We start from the raw sequence: 17,943 nt of genomic DNA, 5'->3' as shown, positions 1-17,943 counted from the left end.
GGATTCATGACCTATCCGGAGAGCCGCCGCGACGACGTGGTCGAGACGATGCACGGACACCAGATCGCCGATCCTTACCGTTGGTTGGAAGACCCTGACGCGGACGACACCCAGGACTGGGTTCGCCGGCAGAACGCCTTCACCGAGGACGAGGTGTCGGGCTACGCGGAGCGCGCGTGGTTCCAGGACACGCTGTCCGCGATCCTGGCCAGGCCACGCGCCGGTGTGCCGGTGAAGAAGGCGGGTTGGTACTTCGCCGGGCGCAACGACGGCACGCAGGCGCAGGACGTGATCTACGTGGCCGAGTCGCTCGACGAACTGCTCAGCGGCGGCCGGGTGCTGATCGACCCGAACACGCTGTCCGCGGACGGCACCGACTCACTGGGCTCGTTCACCGTCAGCCCGGACGGCAAGTACTTCGCGTACGGCATCAACGAGAGCGGCAGCGACTGGACGACGTTCCGGCTGCTCGACATCGCCACCGGTACGCCGGTCGACGACGTGGTGTCCGAGGCCAAGTTCTCCGAGGCGACGTGGCTCCCGGACAGTTCGGCGTACCTGTATCTGCACTACCCGGTCAGTGGGCGGAACGAGGGGACCGAGACCACCTCGCTGGCTGCTGGGCGGCTGATGCTGCACAAGGTCGGTGCGCCGCAGTCCGAGGACGAGCTGGTGCTGAGCATCCCGGACAAGGAGCAGTACTTCTACACGCCTGAGGTGTCCGACGACGACCGGTACCTCGTCGTCCACATCACCGAGGGGACCGACCCGAGCACGCGGCTCTGGGTCTACCCGATCACCTCCGACGGGCTGGGCGAGCCGGTCAAGGTCGTGGACGAGTTCAAGGACGAGATCGCCTTCGTGCGGATGTCCGGGGACCACCTCGTCCTGCGGACCGACCGCGACGCGTCACGAGGCCGAGTGGTGCTGTCGACGCTGGCAGGCGAGTTCACCGACCTCATCCCGCAGGGCGAGGCGACGCTGCAGGCAGTCCGCGGTACGGCGAACGGCCTGGCCACGCTGACGCTTGTCGACGCGCAGTCGGTGCTGACGCTCTATGCGTTGGACGGATCCGGTGCGCGTGAGGTCGACGTACCTGGCGGGGGAGTGGTGGGGCTCAACGCGTCACCGGAGTACGACGAGCTGTTCGTCGGGCTGTCGACGACGACCGACCCCACGCTGTCGTACGTCGTGTCGACCGGGTCAGGCGACGTACGTGCACTGCCGGAGCTGGTCCGCGGCTCCGGTGGCTTCACGCCGCCGCAGGTCACCGTGACGCGCCGGATCGCTCCCGGACGCGACGTGCCGTACTTCCTGATCACCCGGTCCGACCTGGACTTCTCCGCACCGCGCCCGACCCTGATGTGGGGGTACGGCGGATTCCGCATCCCGATCCAGGCGGACTACCGTCCCGGCTGGCCGGCGTGGCTCGCCGCCGGCGGAGTACTGGTCATCGCCAACCTGCGTGGTGGTGGCGAGTACGGGACCGACTGGCACGATGCGGGGCGGCTCAAGAACAAGCAGAACGTGTTCGACGACTTCATCGCGGTCGCAGAGCACCTGCGCGACACCGGCGTGACCACTCCGGAGCAGCTGGCCATGCACGGCCGCAGCAACGGTGGACTGCTCGTCGGAGCGGTCATGACGCAGCGACCGGACCTCTTCGCGGTCGCACTGCCCGGTGTGGGCGTGCTGGACATGCTGCGGTTCCACAAGTTCACCGTGGGAGCGGCGTGGGCGTCCGACTACGGTCTGCCCGATGACCCCGAGCAGTTCGAGGACCTGTTGGCGTACTCGCCGCTGCATCGCGTCAGCGACGGGACGGCGTACCCGGCGACTCTGGTGGTCACTGGTGACCATGACGACCGCGTGGTGCCGTTGCACAGCCACAAGTTCATCGCGACCCTGCAGCATGCGCAGTCCGATCCGCGGCCTGTCTTGACTCGCGTCGAGGTCAACACCGGCCATGGCTTCGGAAAGCCCGCCGCGATGGTCGCTGCGGAGTGGGCGGACCTACTGGCGTTCGCTGCTCACCATGTAGGTCTCGTACCTCCCGAGCAGTAGGAGCGCTGCTTCACCAGATGCGCGGCGCGTGGAGGTCGCGGGGATCGTCGGCCGGCTGACAGCCGTGGGCGCTCTCCGCGTACTCCGTCCGCGGGCCAGTGGTGGCCAGCGTGCGTACGGCGTTGACGAGGCGGTCCACGTGCTCACGGGTCGTCCCGAGGCCGAGGCTGGCTCGGACCGCCGTACCGTGTTCGCTGCCGGTGGTGAGCAGGTGGCCGACCAGGAGGTGGGCGCAGAACTTGCCGTCGCGAACACCGATGCCGTACTCGGCGCTCAGCGCGGCGGACACCAGCGTCGAGGTCAGACCCTTGACGGTGAAGCAGACTGTGCCGACGCGGTCGGCGTCCGCACCGAAGATCGAGTACGTCGTGACGCCGTCGATCTGCGCGAGTCCGGTGCGCAGGCGGGCCAGCAGGCTGCGCTCGTGCTGCTCGATGGCGTCGCGGTGCTTGCTGATCGCGGCGCACGCGGAGGCGAGGGCGATCGCACCGATGACGTTGGGGGAGCCGCCCTCGTGCCGCGCCGGTCCGGTCGACCAGACCACGGTGTCGCTGGTGACCGCGTGGGTCGCGCCACCGCCGTACAGGTACGGGTCGGCGGCGTCGAGCCAGTCCGAGCGGCCGATCAGCGCGCCGGCGCCGTACGGGGCGTAGAGCTTGTGACCGGACAGGGCGACCCAGTCGACATCCAGTGTGGCGATGTCGACTGCGCGGTGCGGCGCGAGCTGGGCGGCGTCGAGGCAGACCCGGGCACCATGCGCCTTGGCGACGGCGGCGATCTCGGCAATCGGGAAGATCTCGCCGGTCACGTTGGACGCGCCGGTCACGACCACGAGGCGCGGGCCTTCAGGCGCCGCCCGCAGCGCGTCGGCGACGTTCGTCACGGCCTCGGTGGGGCTGCTCGGCGCGGCGAGCCGAATGGTCCGCTCGGCCGGCCAGGGGAGCAGCGCCGCGTGGTGCTCGGACTCGAACACGATCACGGTCGCGTCCGCCGGCACGGCGTGCGCCAGGAGGTTCAGCGCGTCGGTGGTCTGCCGGGTGAAGATCACCTGGTCGTCGGTCCGGGCACCGACGAAGGCGTGCACCTCGGCGCGTGCCCGCTCGTACCACTGGGTGGTGATCCGCGAGGCGTACCCGTTGCCGCGGTGCACCGACGCGTACGACGGCAGCGCGGCCTCGACGCTGTTCCGCACCGACTCCAGACACGGGGCGCTCGCACCGTGGTCGAAGTTCGCGTAGTCGGTGACCCGGCCGTCGGCGAGCGGGACCAGCAGGTCCGAGCCGACGGTGGCGGGGATGCTGCCGGTCGCGAGCCGGGCGACGGTCGGTCGGTTGGACGTCGTACTGGCCGGCTCGAGGATGGAGAGGATCGACATGCTGGTGCTCCCAGGAAGTCCGCGCTTGCCGAACGGGGTATCCGCACGGCCTGGTCTTCACCCGGGGCACCCCACCGCGGAGGAGGGTTGCCGGCCAGCGAGCCGGGGCTTGTCGCTGGCACTCATGACCTGCCGTGAACGGTAACGAACGGGATACGGGGTCCGCCAGTGCATATCTCATGTGATGAGATAGATGTACACAATGTGGGACAACGTGAGGATGGCAATGACCTGGAACGCACCTGCGGTCGAGCGGCCGGACGGCTCGCTGACTGCTCCCGAACGCGAGCTGCTGCAGGGTTATCTGGATTTCTATCGCACCACGCTGCTGTTCAAGTGCGCGGGGCTGACCGCCGAGCAGTTGGCGGCCCGCCCGTCGCCGCCGTCCAACCTCTCGCTGCTCGGCCTGATCCGGCACCTCACGAAGGTGGAGCGGATCTGGTTCCGCATCCACTTCGCCGACGCGCCCGCCGAGCCACTGTTCGCGCCCGAGCTCGGCAAGGACGCGGACTTCGAGCTGATCGATCCCGCTGACGCGCAGGCGGCGTACGAGGGTCTGATCGCGGAGTGGAAGCTGTCCGACGAGGCGGTCGCCGGTCGTTCCCTGGACGATCGCTTCACGTTCGGCGGCACCGAGTCGTCGCTGCGGATGATCTACATCCACCTGATCGGCGAGTACGGCCGGCACTGCGGCCATGCCGACCTGCTCCGCGAGCAACTGGATGGCACCACCGGCGCGTAAATGGTCCACGGCAGGTGGAAAACGGTTGCCGTTCACTCTTCCCGGCGCGGACTTACCGTGCTCAACTCGTCACATGAAGCGAACGACCGCCCTCGTGGCGCTTGCAACAGCGATGATTGCCGCTGTCCTGGCGTTGCCCGCCAGTGCGGCGTCCGGGGTGCGGATCGAGGTGCTGTCCGCACCCCGCCCCGACATGGTCAGCGACGGCAACGCGCTGGTCTCCGTCTCCGGCCGGCACCTGGAGGACCTGAAGGTCCGGCTGAACGGCCGTGACATCACTAGTACCTTCACCCGGACCGCGGACAAGCTGGTCGGCGTCGTCCAAGGCCTCGTCGACGGCCGCAACACGCTCACTGCGGCCGATGCGCGGCTCGAACTCACCAACCATCCGCGGACCGGCCCGATGCTCGCCGGCCCGCACGAGACGCCGTTCGTTTGCGGTACGGCGACCTTCATCACCCTCGCGAAGGTCCCGCTCGGCCCACCGACCGACGCGAACTGCTCGGTGCCGATCCGCGTCGACTACCTGTACCGCTCGACCGTGGACCGCTCACTGAAGGTGCTCCCGGCAACGAAACCGGCGGACCTCGCCACCACCACGACCTCGGACGGCCGGACCGTGCCGTACGTCGTCCGCGTCGAGACCGGCGTGATCAACCGGTCGATCTACGAGTACGCCGTACTCAACGATCCCGCCGCGGGTGAACCGAGCGCGCTGAAGGCGCCGACCGGCTGGAACGGCCGCCTGGTCTACACGTTCGGCGGCGGCTGCCCGGGTGGTTGGTACCAGCAGGGGAGCGGCACCGGCGGCGTCAACGACGACGTACTGCTCGGTCGTGGGTACGCCGTCGCGTCGTCGAGCCTGAACGTGTTCGGGGTGAACTGCAACGGCGTACTCGCGGCCGAGACGATGTCGATGACCCGTGAGCACATCCTCGAGAGCATCGGCGTACCGAAGCAGACCATCGGCTGGGGGTGCTCGGGCGGTTCGTACCAGGTGTTCCAGATCGCCGAGAACTATCCGGGCCTGCTCGACGGGATCATGGCGTCCTGCGTGTTCCCGGAGGTCGGCTTCGCGACGCTGCACACGATCACCGACGCGTTGCTGCTGGACCACTACTTCAAGTCCGCGACCGGCTGGACCGACGAACAGAAACGGGCCGCGTCCGGGTTCGGCATGGTCACCACGATCGCCAACCTGGCTGGCGCCGGCCGACGGATCGACCCGCGGGTCTACTGTCCCGCGCAGCTCCCGGTCGCGCAGCGCTACGACCCGGTCAGCAACCCGGACGGCGCGCGCTGCGACGTCTACGACCATCAGGTCAACATCTGGGGCAAGAACCCAGCAACCGGTGCGGCCCGGCGCCCGCTGGACAACGTCGGGATCCAGTACGGCCTCGACGCGCTGAACGCGGGCAAGATCACCGCGGCGCAGTTCCTGGACCTCAACCGCGCGATCGGCGGGTTCGACACCGACGCGAACTTCGTACCCGCCCGGACCGTCGCGGACCAGCGCGCGATCGACACGGCGTACCGGACCGGTCAGCTGATCAACGGTGGTGGGGGACTGGCCAGTACGCCGATCATCGACTACCGCCAGTACTGGGACCAGTTGCCGAACGGCGACATCCACCTGATCTTCCACTCGTTCTCGCTCCGCGAGCGGTTGCAGAAGGCGAACGGCGACTTCGGCAACCACGTGATGCTCGTCCAGGCCGGAGACGCGGCGGGCGGCTTCAGCACCAAGAACCCGGTGCTCACCAACGCACTGGACGCGCTCGACCGGTGGATGGACGCGACCGACGCGGACCAAGGGCCCGGCTCGCCGCATGAACGTCTGCTGCGCAACAAGCCGACGTCGCTCACGGACGCGTGCTGGAGCCCGCAGAACCAGAAGATCGTCGAGACGCAGGTCGACGGCATCGGAACGACCAAGTGCAACACGCTGTACCCGGTGTGGCCGGCGCCGCGTCAGGTGGCCGGCGCCTCCGTTGCCAACGACGTCATCAAGTGCCGCCTGCATCCGATGACGCGGTCCGACTACAAGGCCAAGCTGACCGCAGCGCAGTGGAAGACGCTGCGTCAGACCTTCCCCAACGGCGTCTGTGACTGGTCGAAGCGAGGTATCGGCCAGCAGGACCCGGGCCCGAGCTGGCCAACCTTCTGACCTCCTAGGCTGCGGGGTGTGCCCTTCACGCTGGCCCACCCCGCGGCCATCCTCCCGCTGATCCGCCGGCCCCTCGTCGCATCGGCCCTGATCGCCGGCGCCGTCGCACCAGACCTGCTGTACGTCGACCCGCTCTATCGGTTCGCCACGCAGCAGGTCAGCGGCAACTTCACTCTGACGCTCACGCACGAGTTCACGTCCGCGTTCTGGCTGGACCCGCTGTTGGCGCTCCTCCTGCTCGCCGTCTTCACCGTCCTCCTCAAGCGCCCGCTGATCGCGCTCGCGCCGCCGTCGCTGGCTGCGCGCCTCCCGTCCCCGCGGCGCATTCCTCGGGTGCCAGGCGTTCGGGTGCTGCTGTGGACCGTCGTCTCGGCCGTCCTCGGCGCCCTGACCCACGTCATCTGGGACTCCTTCACCCACGGCGACGGCTACTTCGTCCAGCAGTTCCCCGACGTCTTCCGCGCCACCGTGACCCCGGCCTGGGACGTCAATCGGATCCTGCAGTACGTCAGCACCGTCGGCGGCTGCCTGGTCCTCGCCGTCTGGCTCTACCGCTGGTTCCGCCGTACGACGCCGGCTCCCGTCACTCCGGGTGACCAGGTCGCCCCCTGGGTCCGGTACGTCGTACTCGCCGCCGGGACCCTCCTCGCAGCGACCGGAGCGATCATCGAACTCGGCCGCGCGGACGGTGAGCTGGGCGGCGAAATCGCCGTACGACTGCTGCTCTCCGGCCTCGTGTCGGGAGGCCTGGCCGCCCTCGGGTGGTACGTCGTGATCTGGCATCTGGTTCGGTTCCGGAGGCGGGTCGCGACACTGTGACGCTACGGATGGGGCAGCGTGACCGGCGTGTGACACGTGGGACTCGAGAGGTGATCGGGGTAGCCTCAGGAGTATGGCGACCCGCACGTCTTCCCCGGCGCGGGCGCAGAAGTCGGCAGCTAAACGGCCCAGTACGGCTCGTTCGGCTGCTGGTGGACGCTCCCGTCCGTCAGCCGCCCAGAAGCGAGGGCAGAGCACGAAGCGCGGTGGATCCACGGCCGCGCGGACCAGCACGCCCAAAAACAGCGGACCGGGTCCGTTCGCGGCCGCCATGCTCGCTCTGTGTCGCGGAGTGGTGAAGGTCTGGATCGGTATCGCGCACCTGCTCGGCAGGATGGTGCGGGGGATCGGCAACAGCGCCCGCGACCTCGAGCCGGAACACCGCCGTGACGGTGCCGGGCTGTTCCTGATCGGTCTGGCGCTCGTAGTGGCCGCCGCGATCTGGTGGGACCTCCCGGGCTCGGTCGGCAACGCTGTCCGCACGGTCGTCGGCGGCAGCATCGGCATGCTCGGTTGGGCATTGCCACTGCTGCTCCTGCTGATCGCGATCCGCACGCTGCGTGACCCTGAGCGCAACGGCCCGGCAGGCCGCCAGGTCATCGGCTGGACAGCGGTCACCCTCGGCGTCCTCGGCCTGATCCACATCGCGAACGGTCTGCCCCGGCCCAGCAACCCGGCCGACGGACCGCTGAGCGACGCCGGCGGCGCGATCGGGTACTTCATCTCGTCGTTCCTGTCCGACCTGCTGACGCAGTACGTCGCGGCGCCGCTGCTCGTGCTGCTGTCGATCTTCGGCGCGCTGGTCGTCACCGGTACGCCGGTGTACTCGATCCCGCTGCGGTTCCGAGCGGCGTTCGACGTACTGATGGGGCGGACCGAGCTGCCCGAGGACGCGCCGTCCGTGCAAGCCGCGCCGACCGACGACACGGTCCGGCTGACGCGCAAGCAGCGCCGCGCGAAGGCGGAACTCGAGGACGACGACGACCCGACGGTCAAGCCGTACGACTCGCCGGTGCTCGAGAGCCGCGAGATGGCCAAGCGCGGCCGGAAGACGAAGGCCCGCGAGCCGGAAGAGGACGCCTACGACGTCGACTCCGAGAGCGCTGCTTCGGCACCGGAGTCGGTCGACGAGGCGCCGGCCGCCTCGAAGAAGGCCTCGTCGCCCACGCCGCCGCCCGAGCCGCCGCCACACACGCCGCTGCCCCAGCGGGTCGAGCAGCTGAGCCTGTCCGGCGACATCACGTACACGCTGCCCGACGGCCAGATGCTCAGTCCCGGTTCGGTGCACAAGGCCCGCACCAAGGCCTCCGACCAGGTCGTCGACCGGCTGACCGAGGTGTTCGAGCAGTTCGGAATCGACGCCCAGGTCACCGGCTACACCCGTGGCCCGACCGTCACGCGGTACGAGGTCGAGCTCGGCTCCGCTGTCAAGGTCGAGAAGGTCACCGCGCTCTCGAAGAACATCGCGTACGCCGTGGCGTCGGCCGACGTCCGGATCCTGTCGCCGATCCCGGGCAAGTCCGCGATCGGTATCGAGATCCCGAACACCGACAAGGAGACCGTCAGCCTCGGCGACGTGATCCGGTCGGCGACCGCCCGCAACGACCACCACCCGATGGTGGCCGGCCTCGGCAAGGACGTCGAGGGCGGCTTCGTGGTCGCGAACATGGCGAAGATGCCGCACCTCCTGGTCGCCGGTGCGACCGGCTCGGGCAAGTCGTCGTTCGTCAACTCGCTGATCACCTCGATCCTGATGCGCTCGACGCCGGACGAGGTCCGGATGATCCTCGTCGACCCGAAACGGGTCGAGCTGAACAACTACGAGGGCATCCCGCACCTGATCACGCCGATCATCACCAACGCCAAGAAGGCCGCCGAGGCGCTGCAGTGGGTCGTCCGCGAGATGGACATGCGGTACGACGACCTCGCGGCCTTCGGGTTCCGCCACGTCGACGACTTCAACAAGGCGGTCAAGGCGGGCAAGGTGAAGCCGCCACCAGGGTCCGAGCGCGTGCTCTCGCCGTACCCGTATCTGCTGGTGATCGTCGACGAGCTCGCCGACCTGATGATGGTTGCACCGCGCGACGTCGAGGACTCGATCGTCCGCATCACCCAGCTGGCGCGTGCCGCCGGTATCCACCTGGTGCTCGCCACCCAGCGGCCGTCGGTGGACGTCGTGACCGGTCTGATCAAGGCGAACGTACCGTCCCGACTGGCGTTCGCGACCTCGTCGCTGGCCGACAGCCGGGTCATCCTGGACCAGCCCGGCGCGGAGAAGCTGGTCGGTCAGGGTGACGGTCTGTTCCTGCCGATGGGCGCGAGCAAACCGATGCGGATCCAGGGCGCGTGGGTCACGGAGAACGAGATCCACACGGTGGTCGAGCACTGCAAGGAGCAGTTGCAGCCGACGTACCGTGAGGACGTCACCGCGGCGCCGGGGCCGAGCAAGGATCTGGACGACGAGATCGGGGACGACCTCGACCTGGTGGTGCAGGCGGCGGAGCTGATCGTTTCCACCCAGTTCGGCTCCACGTCGATGCTGCAGCGTAAGCTCCGCGTCGGTTTTGCCAAGGCCGGCCGGCTGATGGACATCCTGGAGAGCCGCGGCGTCGTCGGTCCCAGTGAAGGTTCGAAGGCCAGGGACGTCCTGGTCAAACCCGACGACCTAGAGGACTTCATCAGCACCCTCCGAGGAGAGTGAGACCGTGACCGCGGCGAGCGCACTGCCCAGGCAGGAACGATTCGACGTCGACCCGAAGCCGACGCCGTTCACCGTGCACGCTTCCCAGAAGGTGCACGGCGGCCTGGCCGTCGGGGCCGCGCTGGTGGCGATCGGTTTCGCCGCCTCCGCGTCCACGAGTCCGACCGGCATCCTGCGCTGGATCGTGGCGGCGGCCTTCGCCGCACTTGCCGTCGTGTGCGCCCGCGCCCTGACGGTGGGGGACATGCTGGTCGCCGACGACGTCGGCATCCGCCTGCGGATCGGCAACGAGTGGATCGGTACGCGGTGGGAGGACATCGAAGAGGTGACGGTGCTGCAGCGCCGGCATCCGCTCGACGACGGGCGGATCGCCGTACATCTGCAGGATCCTGGGCCGATCCTCGGTGCGATGCCGAGTTCGACACGCAAGCGAACCGATGCCAACCGGCGGCTGACCGGATCGTCACTCGCGATACCGTTCGGGTTGACGGCTCGGCCGTCGAATGGGGAGGTTGTGCAGGCTCTGCACATGCTGGCGGATGCCAGATGTCCGGTCAGAGAACAACTCTGAGTAGTCCGTGACCCCGTCGTACCAACGGCGTTGAGTTGGTGTCGGCGGACCGGTCGCCGACTAGGCGGGCGTCAACGCTCCGCGCGATAACGCCGAGCGAAGGAGAGGATGGTGGGGACGTGAGCATCGGCAGCGAGCTCACGGCGGCCCGCGAACGGGCCGACATGACGATCGAGCAACTGAGCGCCGCGACCCGGATCAGAACCGGGCTGCTGATCGCCATGGAGGCCGATGATTTCTCCCGCTGCGGCGGGAATTTCTACGCCCGTGGACATATCCGGTCGATCGCTCGCGTGGTCAAGGCCGACCCCGCGCCACTGCTGGCCACCTTCGACGCTGAGCACGCCGCCGAGGAGGAGAAGTCGCGGCGCGAGGAACGCGCCGCGGTCAAGGGCCCGACCCTGCGCCCGGCCCGGCCACGCTGGGCCCTGGTGGTCGGCGCGATTCTCGTCATCCTGATGGGCTGGGGGATGGTGCGGCTCTTCACGCTGCCCAACGACATCGAGGCCAACGCGTCCAAGACCGCGACCGCCACGGCGACCGTCACCACACCGACCCCGAAGACATCGCCGAAGCCGACGGCCCAGCCGACCAAGAAGCCGGCGTCCCCGAAGCCGCCGGTCCTGAGGACCGCGCTGACGCTGACCGCGAAGAACGACGGCACGTACCTGACGATCCGCGACAAGAAGAACCGCCGCCTGTTCCAGGGCCGCCTCAGCCCCGGCATCGCGCAGTCCGTCACCAGCTCCGGCGACATCCGCGTGACGGTGGGCAACCCCGGGAACCTGATCATCGTCCTCAACGGCAACCGCCTCGACACCAAGCTCTACAAGTTCACCGCCCACCCGAACGGGACGCTCAGCAAGACCGCCTCCTGAGTTCGGGGTGTGAGATCGGTTGGTGAGTTAGGTCGCGGCGTGTACCGCGCGTCATACTCGTAGCGATGACTACGCCACCCACCACCGTCGCCCTGGTCACGCTGGGCTGTGCCCGCAACGATGTCGACTCCGAGGAGCTGGCCGGCCGGCTCGAAGCCGGTGGCTTCCGCCTCGTCGACGACGCCGCCGAGGCGGACACGGTGGTGGTGAACACCTGCGGCTTCGTCGAGGCCGCGAAGAAGGACTCGGTCGACACCTTGCTGGCGGCCGCCGACTACAAGGACTCCGGCCGCACCCAGGCCGTCGTCGCGGTCGGCTGCCTGGCGGAGCGGTACGGCGAGCAGCTCGCCGAAGCCCTCCCGGAGACGGACGCGGTCCTCAGCTTCGACGACTACGCCGACATCTCGGACCGCCTCCGCGCGATCCTGTCGGGTACGAAGCATCAGGCCCACGTCCCCCGCGACCGCCGCAAACTCCTGCCGCTGGCCCCCGCCGCCCGCCACACCACCGAGGGCGTAGCCATCCCCGGCCACGGCAACCCAACCCCCGCCGCAGATGCCCCAGCCACGAACTCTCCTGCGGGCGCCTCTGCTGCTGCCGCCGGCGACCTCATCACGGGCCACGCGGCTGCTGTCGCCGCGGATGCGTCCGCGACCGGCCGCGGCGCGGCCGCAGTTGCTTCCGGTGCCGCTCTCGGTGACGCAGCGCCGGCGCCGGTTCTGGGCGACCACATACCCGCCGCGCTGCGTCCGGCGCAGCCGGACGGCGCTGCACCCGAGCCCGCCGGCCTCAAGGGACGCTTCGTCACCGGCGCCCCCGAAGAACTGAAGATCGACGCCCCCGACCTCGAACTCGCCCCCGCCAGCGGCCCCCGCGTCATGCGCCGCCGCCTCGACGGCGGCCCGATGGCCCCGCTGAAGCTCGCCTCCGGCTGCGACCGCCGCTGCGCGTTCTGCGCCATCCCGATGTTCCGCGGCGCCTTCATGTCCCGCCGCCCCGCCGAGGTCCTCCGCGAGGCGGAGTGGCTCGCGGAGAACGGCGTACGCGAACTGTTCCTCGTCTCCGAGAACTCCACCTCCTACGGCAAGGACCTCGGCGACCTCCGCCTCTTGGAGACCCTCGTCGGCGAGATCGCCCAGGTCACCGGCATCACCCGCGTCCGCGTCTCGTACCTGCAGCCCGCCGAGATGCGCCCGACCCTCATCACCGCGATGACCTCCACCCCCGGCGTGGTCCCGTACTTCGATCTCTCGTTCCAGCACGCCTCGGGCCCGCTGCTCCGCCGGATGCGCCGCTTCGGCGACTCCGAGCGCTTCCTCGAACTCATCGCCCAGGTCCGCGCCGCCGCCCCGACCGCCGGCATCCGCAGCAACGTCATCGTCGGCTTCCCGGGCGAGACCGAGGAAGACGTCGACATCCTCTGCGACTTCCTGTCCCGCGCCGGTCTGGACGCGATCGGCGTCTTCGGCTACTCCGACGAGGACGGCACCGAGGCGGAGACCTACGACGGCAAACTCGACGAGGACACCATCGCGTCCCGCCTCGACCGAGTCACCCGCCTCGCCGAAGACCTCACCTCCGCCCGCGCCGAATCCCGCATCGGCGAACTCCTCGAAGTCCTCATCGAGTCCCTCGACCCCACCAACGAAGCCGTCAACACCGACGCCGGCGCCGACGCCGACGCCGACGCGGACGCTACCGACGCAGCGAACGCCTCGGCCGACGCAGCTGACGCGTCTGCGGACGCAGATGACGCCTCCGCCGAGGCCGCAGAAGCCGCTGACGCTGCACGCGCGGGCGCTGACTTCGGGCAGCGCCCGGCCGACGAGTTGGCGGACAGCGGACTGCTCGGCACCGGTCGGACGGCCGAGGGTCGCGCCGCGCACCAGGGTCCTGAGGTGGATGGGATCACGACGCTGACGGGTCTCCCGGACGGCATCAAGGTCGGCGATCTGGTGTCCGCGAAGGTGGTGGCGAGCGACGGTGTCGACCTGATCGCCGAATTCGCGGCGCTCGTGACGGCGCCGGACGCCCGTTCGGCAGTTAACCTGACCGCGTGACCAACCCGCCGACGAACCCGGCGCCACGCGCTGCCGGCAGTCATCTCCACGCGCCCAGCGCCTGGAACCTGCCGAACGCTCTCACGGTTCTCCGGCTGGTCCTGGTACCGCTTTTCGTCTGGCTCCTGCTCCGCGAGGGCGGCCACACCACCGACAACCGCCTGCTCGCCACGGCCGTGTTCGTCGTCGCGATCGTCACGGACCGCTTCGACGGCGACATCGCCCGTCGCTGGAACATGGTCACGAACTTCGGCAAGGTCGCCGACCCCATCGCCGACAAGGCCCTCACCGGAGCCGCCTTCCTGGGCTTGTCCTACCTCGGCGAACTCCCGTGGTGGGTCACCATCCTCGTGATGGTCCGCGAATGGGGCGTCACCGCCCTCCGCTTCTGGGTCATCCGCCACGGCGTCATGCCCGCGAGCCGAGGCGGCAAACTCAAAACCGTCCTCCAGGCAATCGCCCTGGGCCTGTACCTCCTGCCCTGGCAGGACGTCGCCATCCTCCACTGGACCGCCGTAACCATCATGGCCGCCGCAGTCCTGGTCACCGTGGTAACCGGCATCGACTACGTAGGCCGAGCCCTCCGCCTCCGAGCCGCCGCCAAACGCCCCCTCCCATAACCCGATAGCCCGGTCACGCCGGCCCCTCAGCGGCCCCGCGCCCTCCACCCAGCGCCCTCGCCCTAGCGCCACCTCGCCCCAAGGCCTGCGCCCACTGCACGCGCCCCAGCGCCCGCGGCTCGGCGCCCCCGGACCAGCGCTCGCTCGACCTAGCTCGCCATCGGTACCGCGCGGCTCCCACCCCACCCTCGGCCCGCACCGCCTGCGCCAGGCATCCTCCGTTCGCCTACCCCGGCATGCCTCGCCCGGCCGACTCCGCCTGGTTACGCTCCGCGTCGCGCACGTCGGCGCCTGCTGGTGGTGCGCCGCGCATCTCGGAACCCCGCCGTTGGGCGGCGCGGGCTGAAGATGCGTTTGTCAGCGGCTGGTTACAAGTGGGGTGGGGGAGAGGGCTATGAGTCCGCCAGCCAGGAGAGCATCTTGCCTCGGGACCAGGTACGGCCGACTGACTCGGTGTGTAGAGAGCCGTGTCTGAAGACTGCGAGGCTGATGATGCTGTGACCTGAGGCCCGGCGGTCGCCGAAGGTTGGGATCGCGGGGGCGACTCCGACGCCTTCCACCGAGACCCACGCGATCGGCCGGAGGGTTGCCGCGTCGTTCAGGTGCTGGAGGAACCGCAGCCGTCCCTCGAGCGGAACATTCGACAGTGCCCAGGTCGTAGTGACGACCGGCAACACACCAGCAGGCACCTGAGCGAGCGCATCGGGCAGGACATCAACAGGATCACCGCGCACCAGCGTTGGTGCCGTAGTGGCCGCCAGTTCGAGTTCGGCGCCGAGCAGTGCCAGCGCGTCCACCTCATCCGGAGGCAGACATGCACGCAACCACCGCGCCTGATCCACATCTGTGACGTCTACCGGATCAACGTCCACGACGGCTCGACTAACGACCTCAGGAATCGCCCGCGTCGGCACACCCCGGTCACCCACCATCGAAGCCGCCACCTGCAGCGACGAACCCGAGTCACCCAGCGACTGCCCGTCGCTGTAAGCAATCCCAACCCGATCGACAGTGAGATTGAGCCCAGCCGCCCGCCCCACATCGATCAGCCCGATCGCGTCCGCGCCGACCCGCTGAGCGACCTCCGCAATAGCCGGGTACAAGACGGCGTACCGCCCGCTCTCGTTCGAACGCACAGTCCGGCTCTCGGCAAGCGAGACCACCGAGTCCCGCATCCGCACCACGACATCGACCGCCACAGTCCCCGCCGCATCGCCCCGTTCGTGATCAGCTGAGGCGTTCGGTGCGGGGGCGAACGCCTCTGCTAAGTCAGGGGCTTGGCCGGTGAGGGCGAGATAGTGGAGGACCGCGAGGATGATCGTTGGACTGCGCTTGCGCGGTGACGCTGTCTCGATGACTGCGAGAGCCTCGTCGGACTCGCTCAAGGCGAGCGCGATCCGGGTGCTGAGCGGAGAGGTCTTACTCGCGTCGCTCTCTGCGAAGCGGCGATAGATCTGAGCGAGTGAGCGGCCGTGACGCTCCGGCTTGGATCCTTGAGCGGTCGGCATCGGCACCTCCAGGAGTTTAGCGATCGTCCAGCACGTCAGGGACGTGCTTGGGGTGTGTTGGTGGGGTGGGGCACGGGCGTTGGTGTTGAGTACAGGTACTGGTCGGAGTGAGGGAGGTGGCGGGTGGCTGGTGATGGGGTAGACGCGGCAGTTGGACGGTTCGTGGAGCTGCTCCTCGAGCGGGGCGTGACGGTTGCGACGGCTGAGTCGTTGACTGGGGGGATGGTTGGGGCTGTTCTCACGGACGTGCCGGGGGTGTCGGCTGTGTATCGGGGTGGCTTGGTGGTTTACGCGACTGACCTGAAGGCCAAGCTTGCAGGCGTGCCTGAGGATCTGTTGGCGGCTGTAGGCCCCGTGCATCCGGATACGGCTGCAGCCCTGGCCAATGGAGTGCGAGAGCGTTTGGAGGCCGATTACGGGCTCGCGACGACGGGTGTGGCCGGTCCGGACCCGCAGGCGGGGATCGAGGCCGGCACGGTGTACGTCGCGGCGGCCGGCGCGGGGTCCGTCCAGGTCCGGAAGCTGCAGGTCGCCGGTGATCGGGCGGTTGTACGCCGGGCGAGTGTCCAGGCTGTCCTCGAACTCGGAGCCGCAGTTGTGGCGGAAGAACTCGACTGAACGGGGTGTTGAGACCAGCATGGGACAGGTAAGGCAGACTGGCACGGCGCACCGAAGGTGGACATTGCGTCGGGGAGTGACCCAGCAACAGGTACCGTTGGTTCCTACGGTCGCGCTACCGTGCGAGTAGACGTGGCCGGACAGGTGGAAGGGAGAAACCCTATGGTGCTGGTTCGTGGCCTGTTGGGCGACGTGCTGCGGCGTAAGCGGCTGCGCCAGGGGCGCACTCTCCGCGAGGTGTCCGCTGACGCTCGGGTGAGCCTTGGCTACCTGTCCGAGGTGGAGCGCGGCCAGAAGGAAGCCTCCAGTGAGCTGCTGGCAGCGATCTGCATGGCGCTCGAGGTGCCGCTGTCGACGGTCTTCGCCGAGGTGAGCGAGGACCTGGCGCGCGAAGAGGCTCTGGTGCTGGCGCACCCGACCATCGAGTCCGAGGTCGTGGCCTCGGCCGCGTGAGCTCCGAGTCATCGGACACCGCCCTCGGGCGCTGGAGTGCTGCACGGCTGGATCAGTGCTGTCCGGCTCGGCCAGAGGAGCTGCAGCGCCGGCAAGGGCGGGAAGCCCGGCTGCCGGAACATCTGGTTCGCCGTGTATAGGTGCGTTGCTGAGTCGGGGAATCGGAGCAGTTCCGCCGTCTCGGGCGGTGGGAAGAAGGCGGACAGGTCGTCGCCCTCGTCGAACTCCGCGCCCTCCATCACCGCCCAGGCGAGCGGCTTGAGCCCGAGGTACGCCGAGCACGGCTCCGGGTCGAAGACGATGATCTCCGGATGTCGGTACAGGCTGAGACCGAGCGTGTACCCGAAGGCTGGATTACGGGCGCCGCCGCCCTCGACGTACTGCATCGTCCAGCCGTAGGTCCGGATGTTCTGCTCGATCTGCCGTGAGTACTGCTCGTCGGTCACACCGCCGCACGCCTCGCACATCGCCTCCTCCTCTCGCTCGAACATGTGTTCGATGTGTCAGAGAAGATATCGGTGTTCGATCCCGCCGCTGGGGTTTTCCACAGGGCAGTTCTGTGGGTCAGATTTCCGGCTGGCAGGCCGGGCACCAGTAGGTGACCCGCTCCCGGGTTGGTTCGCCGAGCATCGCGGAGAGGATCGTCGTACCGCAGCGTCGGCAGGATTTGCCGGCGCGTTCGAACACCCAGGAGCGTTGCCCGGGACGGTCGACGCCGGTACTGACCTGGGTGCCGTTGCGCACGTTGGCCTTCATCAGCTTCCGGCTCAGGTCGACCGCGGCAGGGACATCGACCGCCGAGACCGGACGCCACGGGTGCAGACCGAGCAGGAAGCAGACCTCGACGCGATAGAAGTTCCCGATTCCGGCGAGGTTGCGCTGATCGAGCAACGCCCCGCTGATCGTCCGTCCGGGATCGGACTCGACGTTGGAGATCGCAACCGATCGGTCGAACGACGGTGAGAGCAGATCGGGCCCGAGATGCCCGACGACGCTGTCCTCGTCGTCGGTGGCCACCAGATCGAGGACCGGCAGCCGGTAGCCGACGGCCGTCCAGGGAGCGGTTTCGAGCACCGCGCGGACCTGATGATCAGGCCCGCCGTGCCACCGTTCGCCGGGGCGGTACAGATGCCAACTCCCGTCCATCCGGAAGTGGCTGTGCAGCGTCAGGCCGCCGGAGATCCGCATCAGGATGTGCTTGCCCCGTGCAACGACCTCGTTGATCGTCCGACCGCTGAGGTCCGTCGTCGCGAGTGTCGGAACCCGGAAGTCGGTACGGACCAGTTCCTGCCCCGCCAGCGCCTGATTCAGCCGCTTGCAGGCCCGCCAGACGGTGTCCCCCTCAGGCATGGCTGACCGCCGCGACC

15 protein-coding genes and 1 riboswitch are annotated in these 17,943 nt (G+C 68.8%); of the genes, 11 read left to right on the top strand and 4 right to left on the bottom strand.

Annotated elements, in window-relative coordinates; translation table 11 throughout:
- Positions 1 to 6: 6 nt before the first annotated feature.
- The gene (locus tag ACWGID_RS04070) at positions 7 to 2,064 is read left to right on the top strand and encodes a prolyl oligopeptidase family serine peptidase (RefSeq protein WP_452194224.1); all 2,058 of its coding nucleotides are present in this window, start codon (positions 7 to 9) and stop codon (positions 2,062 to 2,064) included.
- Positions 2,065 to 2,074: 10 nt separating this feature from the next.
- On the opposite strand, the gene ACWGID_RS04065 is transcribed toward ACWGID_RS04070, so the two are convergent.
- Positions 2,075 to 3,439: an aminotransferase class V-fold PLP-dependent enzyme gene (locus ACWGID_RS04065; RefSeq protein ID WP_452194222.1), complete on the bottom strand. Its 1,365-nt coding sequence runs from the start codon at positions 3,437 to 3,439 to the stop codon at positions 2,075 to 2,077.
- 16 nt (positions 3,440 to 3,455) lie between these two features.
- Positions 3,456 to 3,569: riboswitch (SAM riboswitch) on the bottom strand.
- A gap of 96 nt (positions 3,570 to 3,665) precedes the next feature.
- Between ACWGID_RS04065 and ACWGID_RS04060 the strand changes: the two genes are divergently transcribed.
- From ACWGID_RS04060 to pgsA, 8 genes are all read left to right on the top strand, one after another.
- A complete protein-coding gene (locus ACWGID_RS04060; protein WP_452194220.1) occupies positions 3,666 to 4,181 on the top strand; it encodes a DinB family protein in 516 nt (171 codons plus the stop codon).
- 73 nt (positions 4,182 to 4,254) lie between these two features.
- On the top strand, positions 4,255 to 6,348 hold the full coding sequence (locus ACWGID_RS04055) for a DUF6351 family protein (RefSeq protein WP_452194218.1): 2,094 nt from the start codon (positions 4,255 to 4,257) through the stop codon (positions 6,346 to 6,348).
- Positions 6,349 to 6,366: 18 nt separating this feature from the next.
- Positions 6,367 to 7,167 carry a DUF4184 family protein gene (locus tag ACWGID_RS04050; protein ID WP_452194216.1) on the top strand — a complete coding sequence of 267 codons (801 nt, stop codon included), beginning with the start codon at positions 6,367 to 6,369 and terminating at the stop codon, positions 7,165 to 7,167.
- A gap of 271 nt (positions 7,168 to 7,438) precedes the next feature.
- Complete coding sequence (locus ACWGID_RS04045) at positions 7,439 to 9,868, top strand: DNA translocase FtsK 4TM domain-containing protein (protein WP_452194690.1); 2,430 nt, start codon at positions 7,439 to 7,441, stop codon at positions 9,866 to 9,868.
- A 4-nt stretch (positions 9,869 to 9,872) separates the two neighbouring features.
- Positions 9,873 to 10,439 carry a hypothetical protein gene (locus ACWGID_RS04040; protein WP_452194214.1) on the top strand — a complete coding sequence of 189 codons (567 nt, stop codon included), beginning with the start codon at positions 9,873 to 9,875 and terminating at the stop codon, positions 10,437 to 10,439.
- A gap of 119 nt (positions 10,440 to 10,558) precedes the next feature.
- Complete coding sequence (locus ACWGID_RS04035; protein ID WP_452194212.1) at positions 10,559 to 11,317, top strand: helix-turn-helix domain-containing protein; 759 nt, start codon at positions 10,559 to 10,561, stop codon at positions 11,315 to 11,317.
- A 65-nt stretch (positions 11,318 to 11,382) separates the two neighbouring features.
- Positions 11,383 to 13,377: a radical SAM protein gene (locus tag ACWGID_RS04030; RefSeq protein ID WP_452194211.1), complete on the top strand. Its 1,995-nt coding sequence runs from the start codon at positions 11,383 to 11,385 to the stop codon at positions 13,375 to 13,377.
- Entirely contained in the window at positions 13,374 to 13,997 is a 624-nt protein-coding gene (gene pgsA / locus ACWGID_RS04025; protein ID WP_452194209.1) for a CDP-diacylglycerol--glycerol-3-phosphate 3-phosphatidyltransferase, read from the top strand. Before ACWGID_RS04030 ends, pgsA begins: the two co-directional genes overlap by 4 nt.
- A gap of 392 nt (positions 13,998 to 14,389) precedes the next feature.
- Here the strand turns inward: pgsA and ACWGID_RS04020 are convergent, their stop codons facing one another.
- Entirely contained in the window at positions 14,390 to 15,505 is a 1,116-nt protein-coding gene (locus ACWGID_RS04020; protein ID WP_452194689.1) for a DUF2332 domain-containing protein, read from the bottom strand.
- 162 nt (positions 15,506 to 15,667) lie between these two features.
- Between ACWGID_RS04020 and ACWGID_RS04015 the strand changes: the two genes are divergently transcribed.
- Together ACWGID_RS04015 and ACWGID_RS04010 are read left to right on the top strand one after the other, a co-directional pair.
- A complete protein-coding gene (locus tag ACWGID_RS04015) occupies positions 15,668 to 16,123 on the top strand; it encodes a CinA family protein (RefSeq protein ID WP_452194207.1) in 456 nt (151 codons plus the stop codon).
- A 162-nt stretch (positions 16,124 to 16,285) separates the two neighbouring features.
- Complete coding sequence (locus ACWGID_RS04010) at positions 16,286 to 16,576, top strand: helix-turn-helix domain-containing protein (protein ID WP_452194205.1); 291 nt, start codon at positions 16,286 to 16,288, stop codon at positions 16,574 to 16,576.
- Positions 16,577 to 16,584: 8 nt separating this feature from the next.
- Here the strand turns inward: ACWGID_RS04010 and ACWGID_RS04005 are convergent, their stop codons facing one another.
- Both ACWGID_RS04005 and ACWGID_RS04000 read right to left on the bottom strand, forming a co-directional pair.
- A complete protein-coding gene (locus tag ACWGID_RS04005) occupies positions 16,585 to 17,067 on the bottom strand; it encodes a DUF4262 domain-containing protein (protein WP_452194204.1) in 483 nt (160 codons plus the stop codon).
- Positions 17,068 to 17,140: 73 nt separating this feature from the next.
- Positions 17,141 to 17,926, bottom strand: a complete 786-nt coding sequence (locus ACWGID_RS04000) for an Fpg/Nei family DNA glycosylase (protein WP_452194202.1) — start codon at positions 17,924 to 17,926, stop codon at positions 17,141 to 17,143.
- Positions 17,927 to 17,943 lie beyond the last annotated feature (17 nt).

This window comes from Kribbella sp. NPDC054772, assembly GCF_053611945.1.
The sequence above is the reverse complement of the archived record's forward strand: the minus strand, read 5'-3'. Positions and strand labels throughout refer to the sequence as shown.

Coding starts and splice junctions, on each gene's coding strand:
- ACWGID_RS04065 (WP_452194222.1), bottom strand. CDS start 3,439: ATGTCGATCCTCTCCATCCTCGAGCCGGCCAGTACGACGTCCAACCGA.
- ACWGID_RS04045 (WP_452194690.1), top strand. CDS start 7,439: ATGCTCGCTCTGTGTCGCGGAGTGGTGAAGGTCTGGATCGGTATCGCG.
- ACWGID_RS04030 (WP_452194211.1), top strand. CDS start 11,383: ATGACTACGCCACCCACCACCGTCGCCCTGGTCACGCTGGGCTGTGCC.
- ACWGID_RS04060 (WP_452194220.1), top strand. CDS start 3,666: ATGACCTGGAACGCACCTGCGGTCGAGCGGCCGGACGGCTCGCTGACT.
- ACWGID_RS04010 (WP_452194205.1), top strand. CDS start 16,286: ATGGTGCTGGTTCGTGGCCTGTTGGGCGACGTGCTGCGGCGTAAGCGG.
- ACWGID_RS04020 (WP_452194689.1), bottom strand. CDS start 15,505: ATGCCGACCGCTCAAGGATCCAAGCCGGAGCGTCACGGCCGCTCACTC.
- ACWGID_RS04070 (WP_452194224.1), top strand. CDS start 7: ATGACCTATCCGGAGAGCCGCCGCGACGACGTGGTCGAGACGATGCAC.
- ACWGID_RS04000 (WP_452194202.1), bottom strand. CDS start 17,926: ATGCCTGAGGGGGACACCGTCTGGCGGGCCTGCAAGCGGCTGAATCAG.
- ACWGID_RS04055 (WP_452194218.1), top strand. CDS start 4,255: ATGAAGCGAACGACCGCCCTCGTGGCGCTTGCAACAGCGATGATTGCC.
- ACWGID_RS04005 (WP_452194204.1), bottom strand. CDS start 17,067: ATGTTCGAGCGAGAGGAGGAGGCGATGTGCGAGGCGTGCGGCGGTGTG.